Source organism: Dactylosporangium sp. NPDC049140 (genome assembly GCF_040648435.1).
In genome coordinates, this window is sequence record NZ_JBEZDS010000024.1 from 61628 (window position 1) to 77000 (window position 15373).

Genomic DNA, 15373 nt, shown 5'->3' on the forward strand with positions numbered 1-15373 from the left:
GGCTCGTGTGATCAGCCCGGCAGCGCCGCGGTGAGGTCGACCTCGACGAGCTGCCCCTGGTAGCCGAGCGAGGCCACGCCGAGCAGCGTGCTCGCGGAGGTGAAGGCCGGCGCCAGGGCCGAGGCGTTGAGCTGCCGCCAGACCGCGGCCAGGACGGCGCTGTCCGCGCTGACCACGTAGACGACCGACCTCACCACGTCGTCCGGGGCCGCCCCGGCCGCGTCCAGCACCGCCAGGCAGTTGGCGATCACCTGCCCCGTTTGCGCCGCATGGTCGCCGGGCGCGCCGACGACCTGGCCCGACAGGTCGAGCGGACACTGCCCGGCCAGGTGCGCGAGCCGGCCGGCGTCCGAGATCGTCACGTGGCTGTAGCCGGCCGGCTCGTGCACGTCCGGCGGGTTGCGCTTCTCGATCACGCCTCATTGTGCGTTCACGTTGAGGACGGTGCGGTCGTCGGGGCGCGGGGATGATCAGATTGCGCCTATTGTGCGTTTGATCAACGGGCGCGAAACGATCTTCACTTCCTTAGTCATCGTTTGATATCAATCTCCCCGACTCACTCCTTCACCCCTGGAGTACGGCGTGCGGAGATTCCGTCTCGTTTCCCTCGTCCTCAGCGCGGCCACCGGTCTCGGTGTCGCGCTCGCCATCGCCGCGCCCGCCAGTGCGGCCGCCGCCGACCGGTACGTCGCCCTCGGTGACTCCTACGCCTCCGGCGTCGGGGCCGACAGCTACACCTCCGAGAGCGGCTCCTGTCAGCGCAGCACCAACGCCTACCCCGCCCTCTACAACACCAACGTCAAGCCCGCCGCCTACAAGTCGGTCGCCTGCTCCGGCGCCACCACCGCCGACGTGGTGAACGGGCAGCTGTCCGCGCTCACCACGAGCACCACCCTGGTGAGCGTCACCGTCGGCGGCAACGACGTCGGGTTCACCAGCATCATGACCACCTGCGTGCTGCAGGGCGAGGCCGACTGCGTCGCCGCGGTGTCGGCGGCCGAGGCCAAGGTGCGCAGCGACCTGCCCGGCAAGCTCGCCGGGGTCTACAACGGGATCAAGGCCAAGGCGCCCTCGGCGCGGGTCGTGGTCGTCGGGTACCCGGTGTTCTACCAGCTCGGCACGATCTGTGTGGGGCTGAGCGCCAACTCGCGGGCGAAGATCAACGAGGGCATCAACCTGCTCGACGACACTACGAAGTCGGCCGCCGCCGCGGCGGGGTTCACGTTCGCCGACGTGCGGTCCGTGTTCGTCGGGCACCAGCTGTGCAGCTACGGCGAGAAGTGGCTGCACGCGCTGAACTACGTCAACCTCACGGTGTCGTACCACCCGACGGCCGCGGGCCAGTCGGGCGGGTACTACCCGGTGTTCCGCTCGGCCGCCGGCTGAGCAACCGCTTCGGGGCGCGGATGATCGGGTCATGGTCCCGCCACGGCGGGTCGGGCTCGGCCAGCTCCAGCCGCGGGAAGGCGTCGAGCAGGGCCGTCAGCGCCGCGCGCGCGGTCAGGCGGCTCAGCTCGGCGCCGGGGCAGTAGTGCCGCCCCAGGCCGAACGACAGATGGGGGTTCGGCCGGCGGTACACGTCGAAGCGGTCCGGGTCCGCGAAGCGCGCCGGGTCCCGGTTCGCCGCGGCGGTCATCGCCACGAGCTCCGCGCCCGCGGGGATCGCCCGGCCCGCCAGCTCGGCGTCGCGGGTGGCGCGGCGCAGCACGCCGAGGACCGGCGGGGCGAACCGCGCGCCCTCCTCGACCGCGCCGGCGGCCGAGGCCGGCCACAGCCCCCGGCTCAGCAGCGCGTGCAGCGTGTTCACGATCAGGTTCTGGGTCGTCTCGACGCCGGCGAACAGCAGCATCACGCTGTGGGCGGGCACGTGCTCGTCCGCCGCGCCCCAGGCCGCTCGCAACGCCGACGGGATGGGGGCGTCGTCCGAGAAGGACCCCGGCGTGATCGAGGCGATCGCGTCCAGCCCGGCCCGGCGGGCGTCCGGGTCGCGGGCGTACGCGTCGGCGTGCTCCAGAATCCGGGCGCGGGCCAGGAACGCCTCCGTCGGCGGCCCCGGCGCGCACAGCAGCCCGGCGATGACCCGCGCGGCGAGCGGGTGCGCGAAGTCGGCAAGAGCGTCGAACCCGGCCCCGGGCGGCGGGTGTGCGAAGTCGGCAAGAGCGTCGAACCCGGCCCCGGGCGGCGGGTGTGCGAAGGCGGCAAGAGCGTCGAACCCGGCCCCGGGCAGCCGGGCGGCGAGGTCGCGGGCCAGCTCCGTGATCGGCCCGGCCAGCGGGGCGATCGCGTGCGGCGCGAGGGCGCGGGCCAGCGGCGCCCGCCGGGCCGTGTGCTCGGGCGGGTCGAGGAAGAACAGCCAGCGGGCCGACCACGCGCCGAATTCGGCGAGCTGGGCGCGGTCGGCGGCGGGGACCGCGGGCGCGACCGCGGACGAGAACGTCGCCGGGTCCTGCAGCACCGCGACCACCTCGGCGTGCCCGGACACGATGAACCGGCGGAGCCGGCCGTCCCAGGCGACCGGGTCCGTCATCGCCGGCGCGGCGCTATGAGCTCCCGCACCGCCTCGAGCGCCCGCGGGTAGCGCGCGTCGAAGTCGCCGTCGAGCACCACGTACGGGCGGCCGAGCCGGATCAGCTCGCGCTCCACGGCGGCGTGGAACTCGCGGCGCTCGGCCGGGGCGTTGTGCCGGCTGTCGCCGTAGTACGGCACGTCGGGAGCGCACAGCAGGTACAAATCCTGGCTTGGCCGCTCGGCCGCCTCGACCAGCCACGCCGGGGCGGTGCCGAACAGCCGCTCGCTCCACAGCCGCGCCGAGAGCAGGTCGGTGTCGCAGAACACCGCGAGGCGGGACCGGCGGGCGAGCGCCTCCTGGGCGGCGAGCTGGCCGTGCGCGGCGAGGGCGAGGTCGGCCGGGCCGAAGTCCGGGCCGAGGGTGCGCAGGCGCTCCGGCACCCACACCGTGTCGAACTGCCGGGCGAGCTTCTTCGCGAGGGTCGTCTTGCCGGTGGACTCGGCCCCGATGAGGCAGACGCGGCGGGAGTACCAGGCCCGGACCGGCGGCGGCAGGTACTGCTCGTAGTCCCACGGCCCGTTGCGCACCGACGTGCCGGAGACCGGGACGGCGAGCCGGTCGACGCCGACGAACGTGGCCCCGAGCTTCGCGGCGAACCCGGGGCCCCACAGCTCGGCGCTGAAGAGATAATCCGGTTGTACCTCGGCCAGGATGCGCGGCACCCACTCGTCCTGCCCGCCGCCGATCGCGGTGACCGGCAGGCCCGCGAACAGCTCGGCCATCCAGCCGCTGCGCACCTCCCACGGGATCGGGTCGTCGTCGGCGATGCGCACGAAGAGGTGCAGGCGCTCGGCGTGGGCCCGGGCGAACTCGACGAGGTACCGGTGGCCCTCGTGCACGGGCAGGAACCGGCCGAGGACCACGCCGGTGCGCTCGCGCGGGCCCGGCTCCGGCCCGAACTGCTCCGGCGTGGCCCGCCGCTGTTCCCGGGCGAGCGCGGCGGCGGCGTCGAGCTCGGGCTCGCCGGGCTCGGGCTCGGCGGCGGGCTCGTCGTCGTAGTAGACGAAGCTCCCGCCGTACCAGGCGATCGGCGGCGGACTCGCGGCGACGGTCACCCCCGAAGGGTACGACGGCCCGTCATCCGGCGGGATAGGGCACCGCGGCCCGGGCGGTGTGCAGGGCGCCGGCCCACCAGGCGAGCTGGTCGAGCAGCGTCTTGGCGTAGCCCGCGGCCTCCGGGTCGAGCGGCTCGCCGTCGCGCCAGGTGTGGAAGTACGCCGGGAACGCCAGCCCGTCGCGGATCGTCACCGCGTGCAGCTCGGTGAGTACGTTCTCCAGGTGCAGCACCGCGTGCCGCCCGCCGGCCGCCCCGCCGTAGCTGACGAACGCGACCGGCTTCGCCGTCCACTGCGTGAAGTGCCAGTCGATCGCCGCCTTCAGCGCGGCCGGGTAGCTGTGGTTGTACTCCGGCGTCACGACCACGAACGCGTCGGCGCGCTCGAGCGCGGCGGTCAGCGGGGCCATCCCGGCCGGGCGCGGGTACTGCTCGCCCGCGAACTTCGGCGACACCGCGGGCAGTTCCAGCGGCAGCTCGACGCCGGCGAGATCGGCGACCTCGACCGCGAACGCGCCGTGGGTGCGGGCCTGCGCCGCGACCCACTCGGCGACCGTGGGCCCGAAGCGGCCTTCCCGGACGCTGCCGACGATGATCAGGAGTCTGTGCGTGTTGGTCATGCCACCACCGTCGCGCGATCACGGATGCCCAACCAGACCGCGGTGAGAGTGGTACCGCCACTGCCCTGCTAGTGTCACGCTTAGTGATCGATTCGTCTCTCGGGATGATGTGGGTGCTCGGTAAGGTCGGCGTTTTCGCGGCGGCGGTGCTGCCCGGCGGTTCGGCGGGACGGTCCGCGAGCAGTACAGCAGCGCCGTCGAGGGGTTCGCGATCGGCGGGCTCGACGAGGCCCACGCCCGGCAGCTCGCGTCCGCTCCCGAGGTCGCGCGCGTCGAGCGCAACGTGCTGCTGCGCGCGCCGCAGGGGCACGGGCCGGGGCCGGGGCACTCGGCTCCGCACACCGAGGGATCGCAGAGCCGGCCGCCGTGGGGCCTGGACCGGATCGACAACCGGATCGGCAGGCGATGTTCGGCATCCACAACATTCATGCTGCTCGGCAACGGCGCCGGCGGGGTGCCGCTGCACAGCCCCGGCTACGACTTCGACGACGACGCGCTCGAGGTCGGCGTGCGGTACTACGTCAACCTCGTGCGGCTATTCACCGACCAGGGCTGACAGCAGCCGGACGAGCTCCTGCCGCTCCGCGGGCGTCAGCGCCGCGAAGACGTCGGTCTCGGCCTCGGCGATCAGCTCGTCGAGCCGGGCCAGCTGGCGGCGGCCGGCCGCGGTGAGCGTGATGACGTTGCGACGGCGGTCGGCCGGGTTCGGGGCCCGCTCGACCTGTCCCCGCTCGGCCAGCTCGTTGACGACCGCGACGACGTCGCTGCGGAAGATGCCGGTGCGCTCGCTGAGCTGGGCCTGGCTCGCCGGGCCGGACTCGGCGAGCGTGGCGAGCATCGCGTAGTGCCACTTGCGCGCGCCGGCCCGCGCCAGGCCCTCGTTCACCCGCCGGTCGGACCGCATGGCGGCGAGCGACAGCAGGCGGGTCGGCAGGATGCGCAGCGGTCTCACACCCGGAACGATAGCACTTGCGTTAGTGGGACTAACGGTCTAGCTTCGTTAGTGTCACTAACGCTATGGAGGCGGGACATGCCGACATTCGACGCCCAGCTGATCGGGCGCACCGAGAAGGCCCTCAACGCGATCCTCGACCGGCTGCTGGCCGGGCCCGGGCTCACCGAGCACCAGTGGATCGCGCTCACCCTGACCGTCAACGGCCGCGGCTCGATCGCGGACGCCCTGCACGTGGACGCGGCCACGCAGCGGCGGCTGCTCGCCGAGCTGGCCGCGGCGGGGCTGGTGCGCCTCGGCGCCGACGGCTCCGCGGAGGCCACCGATCGGGGCCGGGAGACGTGGCGCGAGGTCCGGGCCGCGGTCCTCGAGGTCACCCAGCGGCTCTGGGGCGACGTGCCCGAGGCCGACCTGGCGACGGCCGGCCGCGTGCTCGACACGGTGCTGCACCGGGCGACCGCGCTGCTGCCGGCGGCATAATCGGCCGGTGCAGAACCCCTTCCGCAACACCGCATGGGCGTGCCGGCCGGCGCCCGCCGCGGTGCCGGACTTCCACCGGAGCCTGCCCGGCTACGCGCCGACCCGCCTGGCCGAGCTGCCCGCCCTGGCGCGCGCCGCCGGGATTTCGCGGCTGTACGCCAAGCAGGAGTCCGACCGCCTCGGCCTGCCCGCGTTCAAGGCCCTCGGCGCGTCCTGGGCCATCCACCGGGCGCTGCGCGAGCACCGGCCCGCCGGCCCGGTCACGATCGTCACCGCGACCGACGGCAACCACGGCCGCGCCGTCGCCCACTTCGCCCGCGCCTTCGGCCACCGCGCGACGATCTACGTCCCCGACGGCGTGTCCGCGTTCGCGGTCGAGGCCATCCGCGGCGAGGGCGGCGAGGTCGTGCACGTCCCGGGCGACTACGACACCGCGGTCCGGGCCGCGGCGGAGGCTCCCGGCGGGCTGCTGGTGCAGGACACGGCCTGGGCGGGGTACGAGGAGATCCCGGCCTGGATCGTCGACGGCTACTCGACCCTCTTCGCCGAGCTCGACGAGCAGCTGGACGGCGAGCCGGACCTGGTCCTCGTGCCCACGGGCGTCGGCTCCCTGCTGCAGGCGGCGCTGACGCACTACCGCAGCCGCCCGGGCGCGGTGCGGGTCGTGAGCGTCGAGCCGGCCACGGCCGCGTGCGTCCGGGCGAGCGTCGCCGCCGGCCGGCCGGTCACCGTGGCCACCGCGACGACCATCATGGCCGGCCTGAACTGCGGCACCGTGTCGGCGCTGGCCTGGCCGTACATCCGCGCCGGCCTCGACGCGTGCGTCAGCGTGGACGACGGGGCCGCGGCCGCGGCCGGGCGGGAGCTGGCGGCGCACGGCGTCGACGCGGGCCCGTGCGGCGCGGCCCCGCTGGCCGCCCTCGATGTCCTGCGGGCCGGGGCGCTGCTGCCGCCGGACGCCACCGTGGTCCTGCTCGTGACCGAGGGGTCCGCCGCGGCCGGGGCGTAGTACCGCGGGCGTAGCCGGGAACGGCCGACATACGCTCACGGATGTAGTCGCGGACGGGACCGGGGTGGGCTTCCAGAACGCGCCCGCGCTCATAGCATCGGTGCGTGGAGGCGTCGCGGTGGGATCGGGGGCTGCCGCTGCGGGTCGCGGTGGTGCAGCTCGTCGCCGTCTACGTGGCCACGCAGCGGGATTCACCGCGGCGCCCGCTCGACCTCGTCGCCGTCGCGCTGCTGCTGGCCGGGCCGGCCCTGCTGACCGGGCGCCACCGGGCGCCGGTCCTGACCCTGGCCGCGAGCTTCGCCCCGCCCGCGCTGTACTTCGCGCTCGGCTACCGCTACGCGCCCTGCATGATCGCGCTCGGCGCGGCGATGGTGTCCGCGGTGCGCCACGAGCGCCGCGCCGCCGCGTGGGTCACGACCGGGGCCGGTCTCGCCGGGTACGTCCTGCTCGGCCGCCTGCTCGACCGGCCGGACGGCCCCGGCCCGGTCGCCGTGACCGCGATCGCCGCCGTGCTCGCGCTCGTGCTCACCGCCGGCGAGGTGGCGCGCGTGCGCGGCCAGCGCACCCGGGAGCAGCGCCGGGCCCGGATCGCCGAGGAGCGCCTGCGCACCGCCCGCGACCTGCACGACGTGCTCGGGCACCAGGTCTCCCTCGTGACCGTGCACGCCAACCTCGCGCTGCGCATCCTCGACCGCGAGCCCGGCTCCGGCGACCTCGAGCGCGTCCGCGCCTCGCTCGCCGCCATCAAGGACGTCAGCCGGGCCACGAAGGCCGACCTGGGCGCGATCCTCACGACGCTGCGGGCCGGCCCCGGCGGCGAGCGGCGCCCACCGGCCGGGCTCGACCGCCTCGACGAGCTCCGCGCCCAGTCGGCCGCGGCCGGGCTGGCGGTCGACGCGGTCACGACCGGCGAGCCCCGGCCGCTGCCGAGCGCGGTGGACCTGGCCGCGTACCGGATCGTGCAGGAGGCCGTCACGAACGTGCGCCGGCACTCCGCGGCCGGATCGGCGACCGTCCGGCTCGGCTACGGCCGCGACGCCCTGGACATCGAGGTGACCGAGGGGCACGGCCTGGCCGGGATGCGGGAGCGGGCCCGGTCCGTCGGGGGCTGGGTGCGGGTCAGCGCGTGGCTGCCCTACGGGGAGGCGCCGTGATCCGCGTCGTGCTCGCCGACGACCAGGCCATGATGCGCGCCGGGCTGCGGGCGCTGCTGGAGGAGAGCGACGACATCCGCGTCGTCGGGGAGGCCGCGGACGGGCACGAGGCCGTGCGGCGCACCGCCGAGCTGCGGCCCGAGGTCGTCGTCATGGACGTGCGCATGCCGGCCCTGGACGGCATCGAGGCGACCCGGGCGATCCGCGCCGACGCCCGCATCGCCGGCGTGGGCATCCTCATCGTCACCACGTTCGAGCTCGACGAGTACATCTTCGCCGCCTTACGCGCCGGGGCCGGCGGCTTCGTCGTCAAGGACAACGAGCCCGACGACCTCCTGCGCGCGGTGCGGGCGGTGGCCGGGGGCGCCTCGATGCTCGCGCCGAGCGTCACCGGCCGGGTCGTGCGCGAGTTCGCCGCCCACGCCCGGGACCGGCCGCCGTCCGGGACGCTGGACCGGCTCACCGAGCGCGAGCGCGAGGTGATGGCGCTGGCCGCGCAGGGCCTGAGCAACCACCAGATCGCCGGGCGGCTGTACCTCAGCGTCGCCACGGTGAAGACCCACCTGTCGCGGCTGATGGCGAAGCTCGGCGCCCGCGACCGCTCGCACGTGGTCGTCATCGCCTACGAGTCGGGCCTGGTCCGGCCGGGCTGGACTTCGCGTGGCGCAGCTCGCGGACGTACCGGCTGAAGCGCTGCCCGACGAGGTGCACGCGGTCGCCGGGCGCGTAGCCGAGGTGGCGCGCGGCGGCCAGCCGGCCCTGGAAGTCGTCGTCCGCGCCGCTCGGCCCCCGGCGGTCCCGGCCGCCGGCCAGGGCCCGGTGCACCAGCCACGGCGTGAGCCGGTCGGCGGTGCCGTCGTCGACCACGAAGGCGTAGGACGCGGGCAGGTCGGCCACGCCCATGGAGTCGACCGGGACCCGGCTGTTGAGCGTCACGTCGAGCACCGTCCCGGTCAGGCGGACCGGGCGCAGCAGCTCGTAGGCCGAGCGCGCGATGCGGAACAGATGCCGCAGCACCTGGAACCCGGCCAGCGCCAGCACGACCGTGCGGGGCGCGAGGGCGTCGACGCGCAGCGCCAGCCCGGCCACCAGGGACCACACCGGCAGCGACAGGGCCGACCAGATCAGCCGCGCGCGGGCGTCGACGCGGCCCAGCGGCTCCAGCAGCCGGCTGGGGCGCCGGTAACGCACCCGCACGAGCCGGGCGGTGCCGGTGACATCGGACCACAGCTCGTCGTCGCGCCCGACGGTCTCGAAGTCCAGCACGTCGGCGGCGTGCCGGAACACGCCGAGGGCGACGCCGTAGGCCAGGTACCGGTCCCAGACCGCGACCGCCTCGGGCGGCAGGTCGCGCAGGCTCTCGTGGGCGCGCAGCCAGGCCGCGACCCCCAGCCAGTGCGCGGCCACCGCGCGGCCCTGGGCGGTGATGCGGTCGCGCTCGTCGATGACCACCGTCTCGAGCAGGAACAGCGGCAGCCACGCGAAGGCGGCCAGGCACGCCCACGCCGGCAGCCATGAGCCGGCCGGCATCAGCGGGACGACCGCCAGCGCGAGCAGCGCGCCCGCGACCACGGCGGCGATCGGCATGAACCGCTCCGACCGGCTGACCAACCCGAGCCGGCGGGCCTCGAAGCGCACCTCCCGGGCCAGCCACCCGAGCCACCGCCGGCCTCCCGCGGCGTGCCGCTCCAGGAGCAGCTCCAGCGGTACCGACTGATCGCCCGCCACCCGCGCAACCCGCTCGAGCACGCGCTGTTCGTGCGGGGCGAGCCCGTCCGGCCGTGGCCCGCGGACCCGCACCCGCACCGTGTCGCCGGTCGCGAAGAGCTCCAGCGCCCGCCGGGCGGCCAGGTCGAGCAGGGTCGCGCTGGCCCCGTGCGTCGGCTGGAGCCGGTTCACCAGCAGGTTGACCACGGCCGGCGGCTCGTCGCGCAGCTCCGGCGTCGGGGGCCCGGGCACGATGGCCCGCGGCCGCGAGCGGAGCGCGGTCACGAGACGCACGAAACCCAGATAGCCGGCCACGACGAGCACCGCGTATCCGAGCGACACGAGCAGCGGAGGCATCGACGAACAGCCTAGGCCCGCCCGGCAACCCCGCTCGCGGATCCGGTCCGGCGAACGGACCGGGGGTGGCGCCGACCGGTTGAGGCGGCCGCACCGAACGGGGCGAAGAACGCCGGATTCCGTGTGCCGGACTTGTGACGGTGCCCGCGGCTTCCATAGATTGACCGACGAGACCGCGCGACCTACCGCGCGTCACGCCGAAACCACCGGGAGTTCGATGGGTACGCAGGGCTGGGGCGGCGCGGGCGGCGAACCCTGGGAGCAGGCGATGCACAACGTGCAGGCCGCCTACCGCAACGCGCGCGTCACGTACGCCGAGCCCGACGAGTTCGCCGACGACAGCGTCACCTGGAAGCAGCTGCGGCCGCACACGGTGCGAGCCGCGAACGTGGCCCTGGTGCTGTCGCTCGTCACGTTCGTCATCGTGTGCTGCACCTGCGGCCTGTTCGCGAACATCGGCTCCAACGCCCAGGACGTGGACACGCTGACCGCGGTCGGCGGCGCCTCCTTCCTGGTGCCGGCCATCGTCATCGCGCTGGCGTTCATCGCCTGGATCGTGGTGCTGTTCTTCCCGATCAAGGAGCCGATCGCCGAGTACGCACTGCTCGTGGAGAACCGGGCCGCGGCCGCGCCGGCGGTGTACGGGTACATGCTGCAGTCCGCGGCCCAGCGTGCGCTGCCGTTCCCGATGGCGCCGGTGCGCATCGCCGGGCAGTACCTCATGTCGTTCGGCGACACGCGGCTGCAGTCGCTCGTCGCCGTGCAGACCTACGGCACCGACCTGTACTTCGGCTGGACCATGTGGCGCTCGCGCTCGACGATCATCCTGATCGGGCACGCGCTGCGCGACGGGTTCCGCGCCATGGCCGGCGGCGCCTCGTACCGCTCCGCCATCAACGGCGGCCGCATCCGGGCGCTGCGCGAGATCACGCACAGCATCACCCGCCTCGGCGTGCAGTCGGCGATCGCCGGGCTCGCCGCGACCGAGGAGACCAACCGGCTCGTCGCGACCACGCCCGAGGCTCCGATGCCGCCCGGCAGCCAGATCGCGCCGCCCGCCATAGCCCCCGCCATGGTCGTCCCGACGCACCAGCCGCCGGTGACCGGCGGCTGGCCCCAGGTGCAGCCGGGCTACCCGACGAGCGCACCGCCCAGCAGCGCACCGCCCAGCAGCGCGCCGCCGGCGTCCGGCCCGCCGTACTACGGAACCCAGCCGCCGCAGTGACCGGAGCGCTCGTCCCCGCGCCGTACCTGCTCAACGGGCCCGGCCGGGTCTGGGGCTGGGTCGCGCTGCGGGTCACCGCCGCCGTCGACCTCGCGCGCCGCTCGGAGTACGCCCGTCTGGACGTCTCCGAGCGGCTCGCTCGTGCCGTCGGTGAGCAGGCCGCCTACCTCGGGCAGTTCCTCGCGCTGCCGGAGACCGAGTCCGTCGCCCTGCGCCTGCTGCACCTCGAGCCCGGGCGCATCGAGGTGTACCTGCTGGGCCGGGTCGAGCAGCCGAACGCCGACCGCGCCCTCGCCGCCGCCCGCTCGCTCGCGGCCACCCTGGCGAACCTGCCCGAGCACGTGCGGGCCGAGCCGTTGTTCGAGGCCGAACGGGTCCGCGAGGTGCTCTCGCCCTTCGTGCCCGCGCCCGGCGGCCTCGCCCAGGTGCACAAGCGCATCCGGCTGGCCCGGCCCGAGCGCGTCGACGCCGGCGTGCCCGCGTACATCGCCGTCGAGCCCTTCGGCCGCCAGCCGCACGGGTGGGAGAGCCTGCTCGAGGCCGTGCGGCTGCACCCGTCGCCGCTCGCCCTGTCGGTGGAGCTGACCGCCGGGGCGGTGCCGCAGGCGCTGCGCCGGCTGCTGGAGACGGAGACGACGCGGTACCGCCGGCTCGCCCAGCCCAACGAGATCCCGGCCGACGTCGGCGGCCAGATCCGCATGCCGGCCGACGGCGGCGCGGTCGTCATCGAGCCCTACTACCTCGACGCGCTGCGGCGCTACGACGGGCGCGCCTTCCGCTTCGCGGTCACCATCGCCAGCCCTGAGCCGCTGCCGGAGACCCTCGCCGGGCACGTCGCCGCGACCCTGAGCCCCGCGCCGAAGGCCCAGCCGGACCGCGACGACCCGCAGACCGTCCTCAGTGGACACACGGTGGCCCGCCCGGCGGGCCCGGCCGAGCACGACGCGCTCGTGCGCGCCTTCACCACGTTGCAGCCGTTCGAGTGGGGCGGCGGGGAGCTCGACGCCGTGCTGCGGGCCGAGTCCGTGCCCGGCCGCGCCTCGGCCCGCGACGCGCTGCGCCAGCTGCGGCTGCTCGTCGACCGGGACGAGGCCGCGAGCCTCTTCCGGCTCCCGCTCGCGCTCGAGGGGCACACCCCCGGCATCCCGGTCGTCGCGCCCCGCGATCCCGTCCGGGTCGTCAACGCCCCGAGCGGCCCGGCGCTGCTGCTCGGCCGCCAGCCCGGCGCGAGCACCGGGGGCGAGGTCGGGCTCGCGGTCGCGGACCTGCCGCGGCACGGGTTCATCGTCGGCACGCCCGGGTCCGGCAAGACGAACACCGCGCTGCACCTGTGCCGGCAGCTGCGCGGCCACGGCGTGCCGTTCGCCGTCATCGAGCCGGTGAACTCGGCCCTGGACGACTACCGCTGGCTGGCCACCCTCGAGGACTTCGACGACCTGCTCGTGTTCACCGTCGGCGACGACGAGGTGGCGCCGCTGCGGCTCAACCCGTTCCAGGTCCCCGACGGCGCGACCGTGAATTCCCACGTGTCAAACCTGCTCGCCTGCTTCGAGGCCGCGTTCGGGCTCTGGGACCCGCTGCCGTTCCTGTACCGCCGCGCGCTCGTGGAGACGTACCGGCGCCGCGGTTTCCACGCCACGCACCGCGCCCGGCCGGCCGACGGCGAGCGGTGGCCGGTGCTGCCCGAGTTCGCCGGGGTCCTCGCGGAGGTCGTGGAGCAGCTCGGGTACGCCGGCGAGACCCACGCGAACATCGACGCCGCGGCCCGCCTGCGCGCCGAGGCGCTCGTCGAGGGCGCGTGCGGCACGACGCTGAACTGCCGCCGCTCGTACGACATCGGCACCCTCATGCGCCGCCCGGTCGTCTTCGAGCTCGCGGGCGTCGGCGACAACGCCAAGGAGCAGTCGCTCATCACGCTGCTGATCGTCACCGCGATGCGCGGCTGGTACCGCCAGCACCGCCGCTCCTCCGACACCCCGCACGTGGTACTGCTGGAGGAGGCGCACCGCGTCTTCCCGCGCGCGACGCCCCAGAACGGCGCCGGCGACCAGAAGGAGGGCAACGCCCAGGCCCTCGCGGCCGAGCGCATCGCCCAGGGGCTCGCCGAGGACCGCAAGTACCGCCAGTCGTACCTGCTCATCGACCAGCAGGTGGGCAAGGTCGCCGAGGACGCGTACAAGATCACGAACCTGAAGATCATGCACCGGACCTCCGCCGAGGAGGACCGCGAGCTGCTCGGCTCGACCATGGGCATGCACGAGGACCAGATCGAGTCGGCGGCCGCCCTGCGCCCGTTCGAGGCCATCGTGTCGCACAACGCGCTCGACCAGGCGGTGCTGGTGGCGGTACCGGACGTGCGCGCCCAGGACGCGGCGCGCCGGGGCCTGCCCGAGGCGCCGCTCGCCGACGACGTCATGGTGAACGCCCGGTTCGAGGCCTGGCGGGCGGCGGAGCCGAGCGTCGACCACGCGCTCGCGCCCTACGCGGAGTGCGTCGAGTGCCGGCACCGCTGCGCCTTCCGCCCGCGGGCCGAGTCGGTGCTCGGCGGGGCCGAGGGCAAGGACGCCGCGGGCCGGCTGCTCGGGTCGATGGGGACGTCGGCGTGGTTCGGCTCGATCGCCTCGCGCCTCGACGACCTCGGCGGGAACCCGCCGCCAGCCCCGTCCGGGGCCGACGCGGCGGCCTGGCGGCAGGACTACCGTGTGTGCGTGTTCGTGCACGCGTTCCGGCGGCGGTACCCGCCCGCGGTGTGGACCGACAACGACCGGCGGTCCTCGGTGAACTGGGCCCGCGACGTGCGCAAGGCGGTGGACGGCGGTGAGTGACCGCTTCGGCGACCTGACGCCCCTGCAGCCGGAGTCCGGGGCGGGCGCGGCGGGCGGTGACACCGTGCCGGCGCGGGGGACCGACTCGTTGCCGCAGTCGCCGCTGGAGGGTGCGGCAGGGCTGGGGGAGGCGCCGGGCATGGGCGGCGGCCGGGACACGGTGCCGTTCCGGGGCGACTCGACCCCTCTGCCGGACGCCCCCGACTCGTCGGTTCCCGGTCCGGCAGATGCGGCGCCTGCTCTTGGGGATTCGGCCGTTCCCGGTTCGGGGGATGCGGCGCCCGGTTTTGGGGATTCGGCCGTTCCGGGGTTGGGGGATGCGGCGCCTTCGCTCGGCGACGCGGCGCCCGCGATGGCCGCGCTCGACGGTGGCGCGGGGCAGACGCTGGCCGAGGCCGTCCACGCGGTCGAGGGCGCCACGGAACTGAGCGGAGCCGGCCCGGGCCTGGAGCGCGACCTCGGCGAGTTCGTGGACGGCGCCGGCCAGGGCTGGGACATCCAGTCCCCGGCGGACATCTTCGGCTCGGGCCCCAACGCGGGCGAGCGGATGCCGGACGACCAGCCGGGCCGCTACGACGGCGACATCTTCGAGAACCAGCTGGACGGCGCCCTGGCGAAGGGCCTGAACGTCGTGGTCGACACCAGCGGCCTGTCGAAGGACGCGAACGCCGACGCCCGCCGCCGCGCGGACGAGCGCCCGGACTGGGCGGGCCGGGTCCGGTTCGAATGACGACGTACGGCCGGACTCCCGTAGCGTGGCCCACCGACGCATGCACGCGGGCCGACCTGGAGCGCCACCTGTCCGCGCCCGGCCCATTCGGCGGCGCCAACGCGGACCTGCGCGGCGCCGACCTCACCGGCCTCGACCTCGGCGGCGCGGACCTCACGGGCGCCACCCTGACCGGCGTCCGCCTGGTCCGCGCCGACCTCGGCCGCGCCCGCCTCTCCGGCGCCGACCTGACCGCTGCCAACCTCTCCGGCGCCGACCTGACCCGAGCCCGCGCCGACCGCGTCAACGCCCCGGGGGCCGCCTTCCGCGCCGCCAACCTCTTCGCGACCGACCTCGTCGCCGCCGTCCTCACGGGCGCCGACCTGCGCGACGCCCTGCTCAACTCGGCCACGCTCATCGGCACCGACCTGCGCGGCGCGGACCTGCGCGGCGCCTCGCTGCGCCACTGCGTGCTCGGCACCGCCCGCACCCCGCTGTGCCTGTCCGGCGCCCGTCTCGACGGCGCCGCCCTGACCGGCGCCACGGGCCGCGTGACGGGCGCCGCGGCGATCGGCGGCGAGGTCCTGTCCGGCCCGGCCCTGGCCGCGTGGTTGACCGCCCAGTCCGCCCAGGTCGACGTGGCGTAGCCGGGCCGAGGACCGGAAGGCGACCGACGCGAAACGCGCGGCCGGTCCGGCCGAGGCACTCTTCC

General features: G+C 75.2%; 16 protein-coding genes. 10 read left to right on the plus strand and 6 right to left on the minus strand.

Features of this window, described 5'->3' with window-relative positions:
* Positions 1-11: 11 nt before the first annotated feature.
* Complete coding sequence (locus AB0B76_RS32365; protein ID WP_360382537.1) at positions 12-416, minus strand: RidA family protein; 405 nt, start codon at positions 414-416, stop codon at positions 12-14.
* Between the two features lie 166 nt (positions 417-582).
* Between AB0B76_RS32365 and AB0B76_RS32370 the strand changes: the two genes are divergently transcribed.
* Entirely contained in the window at positions 583-1386 is an 804-nt protein-coding gene (locus tag AB0B76_RS32370; protein WP_360382539.1) for an SGNH/GDSL hydrolase family protein, read from the plus strand.
* On the opposite strand, the gene AB0B76_RS32375 is transcribed toward AB0B76_RS32370, so the two are convergent.
* From AB0B76_RS32375 to AB0B76_RS32385, 3 genes are read right to left on the minus strand one after another with little or no spacing between them, the layout of a single operon-like run.
* Positions 1310-2527 (minus strand): cytochrome P450, encoded by a 1218-nt coding sequence (locus AB0B76_RS32375; RefSeq protein ID WP_360382541.1) that lies wholly within the window; start codon positions 2525-2527, stop codon positions 1310-1312. The genes AB0B76_RS32370 and AB0B76_RS32375 overlap by 77 nt on opposite strands.
* Positions 2524-3624, minus strand: coding sequence for an AAA family ATPase (locus AB0B76_RS32380; protein ID WP_360382542.1), 1101 nt, complete (start codon positions 3622-3624; stop codon positions 2524-2526). The genes AB0B76_RS32375 and AB0B76_RS32380 overlap by 4 nt, the downstream gene beginning before the upstream one ends.
* A 22-nt stretch (positions 3625-3646) precedes the next feature.
* Positions 3647-4243, minus strand: a complete 597-nt coding sequence (locus AB0B76_RS32385) for an NAD(P)H-dependent oxidoreductase (RefSeq protein ID WP_360382543.1) — start codon at positions 4241-4243, stop codon at positions 3647-3649.
* A 283-nt stretch (positions 4244-4526) separates the two neighbouring features.
* Between AB0B76_RS32385 and AB0B76_RS32390 the strand changes: the two genes are divergently transcribed.
* On the plus strand, positions 4527-4799 hold the full coding sequence (locus AB0B76_RS32390) for a hypothetical protein (RefSeq protein WP_360382544.1): 273 nt from the start codon (positions 4527-4529) through the stop codon (positions 4797-4799).
* On the opposite strand, the gene AB0B76_RS32395 is transcribed toward AB0B76_RS32390, so the two are convergent.
* Positions 4779-5195, minus strand: coding sequence for a MarR family transcriptional regulator (locus AB0B76_RS32395; protein ID WP_360382546.1), 417 nt, complete (start codon positions 5193-5195; stop codon positions 4779-4781). The two genes, AB0B76_RS32390 and AB0B76_RS32395, sit on opposite strands and share 21 nt — an antisense overlap.
* Before the next feature lie 78 nt (positions 5196-5273).
* Here AB0B76_RS32395 and AB0B76_RS32400 point away from each other — a divergent pair, with 78 nt between their 5' ends.
* The 4 genes from AB0B76_RS32400 (at position 5274) to AB0B76_RS32415 (ending at position 8527) form a co-directional block, all read left to right on the plus strand.
* Entirely contained in the window at positions 5274-5675 is a 402-nt protein-coding gene (locus AB0B76_RS32400) for a hypothetical protein (RefSeq protein WP_360382547.1), read from the plus strand.
* Between the two features lie 7 nt (positions 5676-5682).
* Complete coding sequence (locus AB0B76_RS32405; RefSeq protein ID WP_360382549.1) at positions 5683-6684, plus strand: pyridoxal-phosphate dependent enzyme; 1002 nt, start codon at positions 5683-5685, stop codon at positions 6682-6684.
* A gap of 104 nt (positions 6685-6788) precedes the next feature.
* Complete coding sequence (locus AB0B76_RS32410; protein ID WP_360382551.1) at positions 6789-7838, plus strand: histidine kinase; 1050 nt, start codon at positions 6789-6791, stop codon at positions 7836-7838.
* Positions 7835-8527 carry a response regulator transcription factor gene (locus AB0B76_RS32415; RefSeq protein WP_360382552.1) on the plus strand — a complete coding sequence of 231 codons (693 nt, stop codon included), beginning with the start codon at positions 7835-7837 and terminating at the stop codon, positions 8525-8527. The genes AB0B76_RS32410 and AB0B76_RS32415 overlap by 4 nt, the downstream gene beginning before the upstream one ends.
* Here AB0B76_RS32415 and AB0B76_RS32420 read toward each other — a convergent pair.
* On the minus strand, positions 8454-9902 hold the full coding sequence (locus AB0B76_RS32420) for a hypothetical protein (RefSeq protein ID WP_360382554.1): 1449 nt from the start codon (positions 9900-9902) through the stop codon (positions 8454-8456). The genes AB0B76_RS32415 and AB0B76_RS32420 overlap by 74 nt on opposite strands.
* Positions 9903-10119: 217 nt before the next feature.
* On the opposite strand from AB0B76_RS32420, the gene AB0B76_RS32425 reads away from it, so the two are divergent.
* The 4 genes from AB0B76_RS32425 to AB0B76_RS32440 are packed head-to-tail and all read left to right on the plus strand — an operon-like array spanning position 10120 to position 15308.
* Positions 10120-11127: a hypothetical protein gene (locus AB0B76_RS32425; protein ID WP_360382556.1), complete on the plus strand. Its 1008-nt coding sequence runs from the start codon at positions 10120-10122 to the stop codon at positions 11125-11127.
* Positions 11124-13952 carry a hypothetical protein gene (locus tag AB0B76_RS32430; protein ID WP_360382558.1) on the plus strand — a complete coding sequence of 943 codons (2829 nt, stop codon included), beginning with the start codon at positions 11124-11126 and terminating at the stop codon, positions 13950-13952. The genes AB0B76_RS32425 and AB0B76_RS32430 overlap by 4 nt, the downstream gene beginning before the upstream one ends.
* On the plus strand, positions 13945-14682 hold the full coding sequence (locus tag AB0B76_RS32435; RefSeq protein WP_360382560.1) for a hypothetical protein: 738 nt from the start codon (positions 13945-13947) through the stop codon (positions 14680-14682). The genes AB0B76_RS32430 and AB0B76_RS32435 overlap by 8 nt, the downstream gene beginning before the upstream one ends.
* Positions 14679-15308 carry a pentapeptide repeat-containing protein gene (locus tag AB0B76_RS32440; protein ID WP_360382561.1) on the plus strand — a complete coding sequence of 210 codons (630 nt, stop codon included), beginning with the start codon at positions 14679-14681 and terminating at the stop codon, positions 15306-15308. Before AB0B76_RS32435 ends, AB0B76_RS32440 begins: the two co-directional genes overlap by 4 nt.
* The last annotated feature ends 65 nt before the right edge of the window (positions 15309-15373 follow it).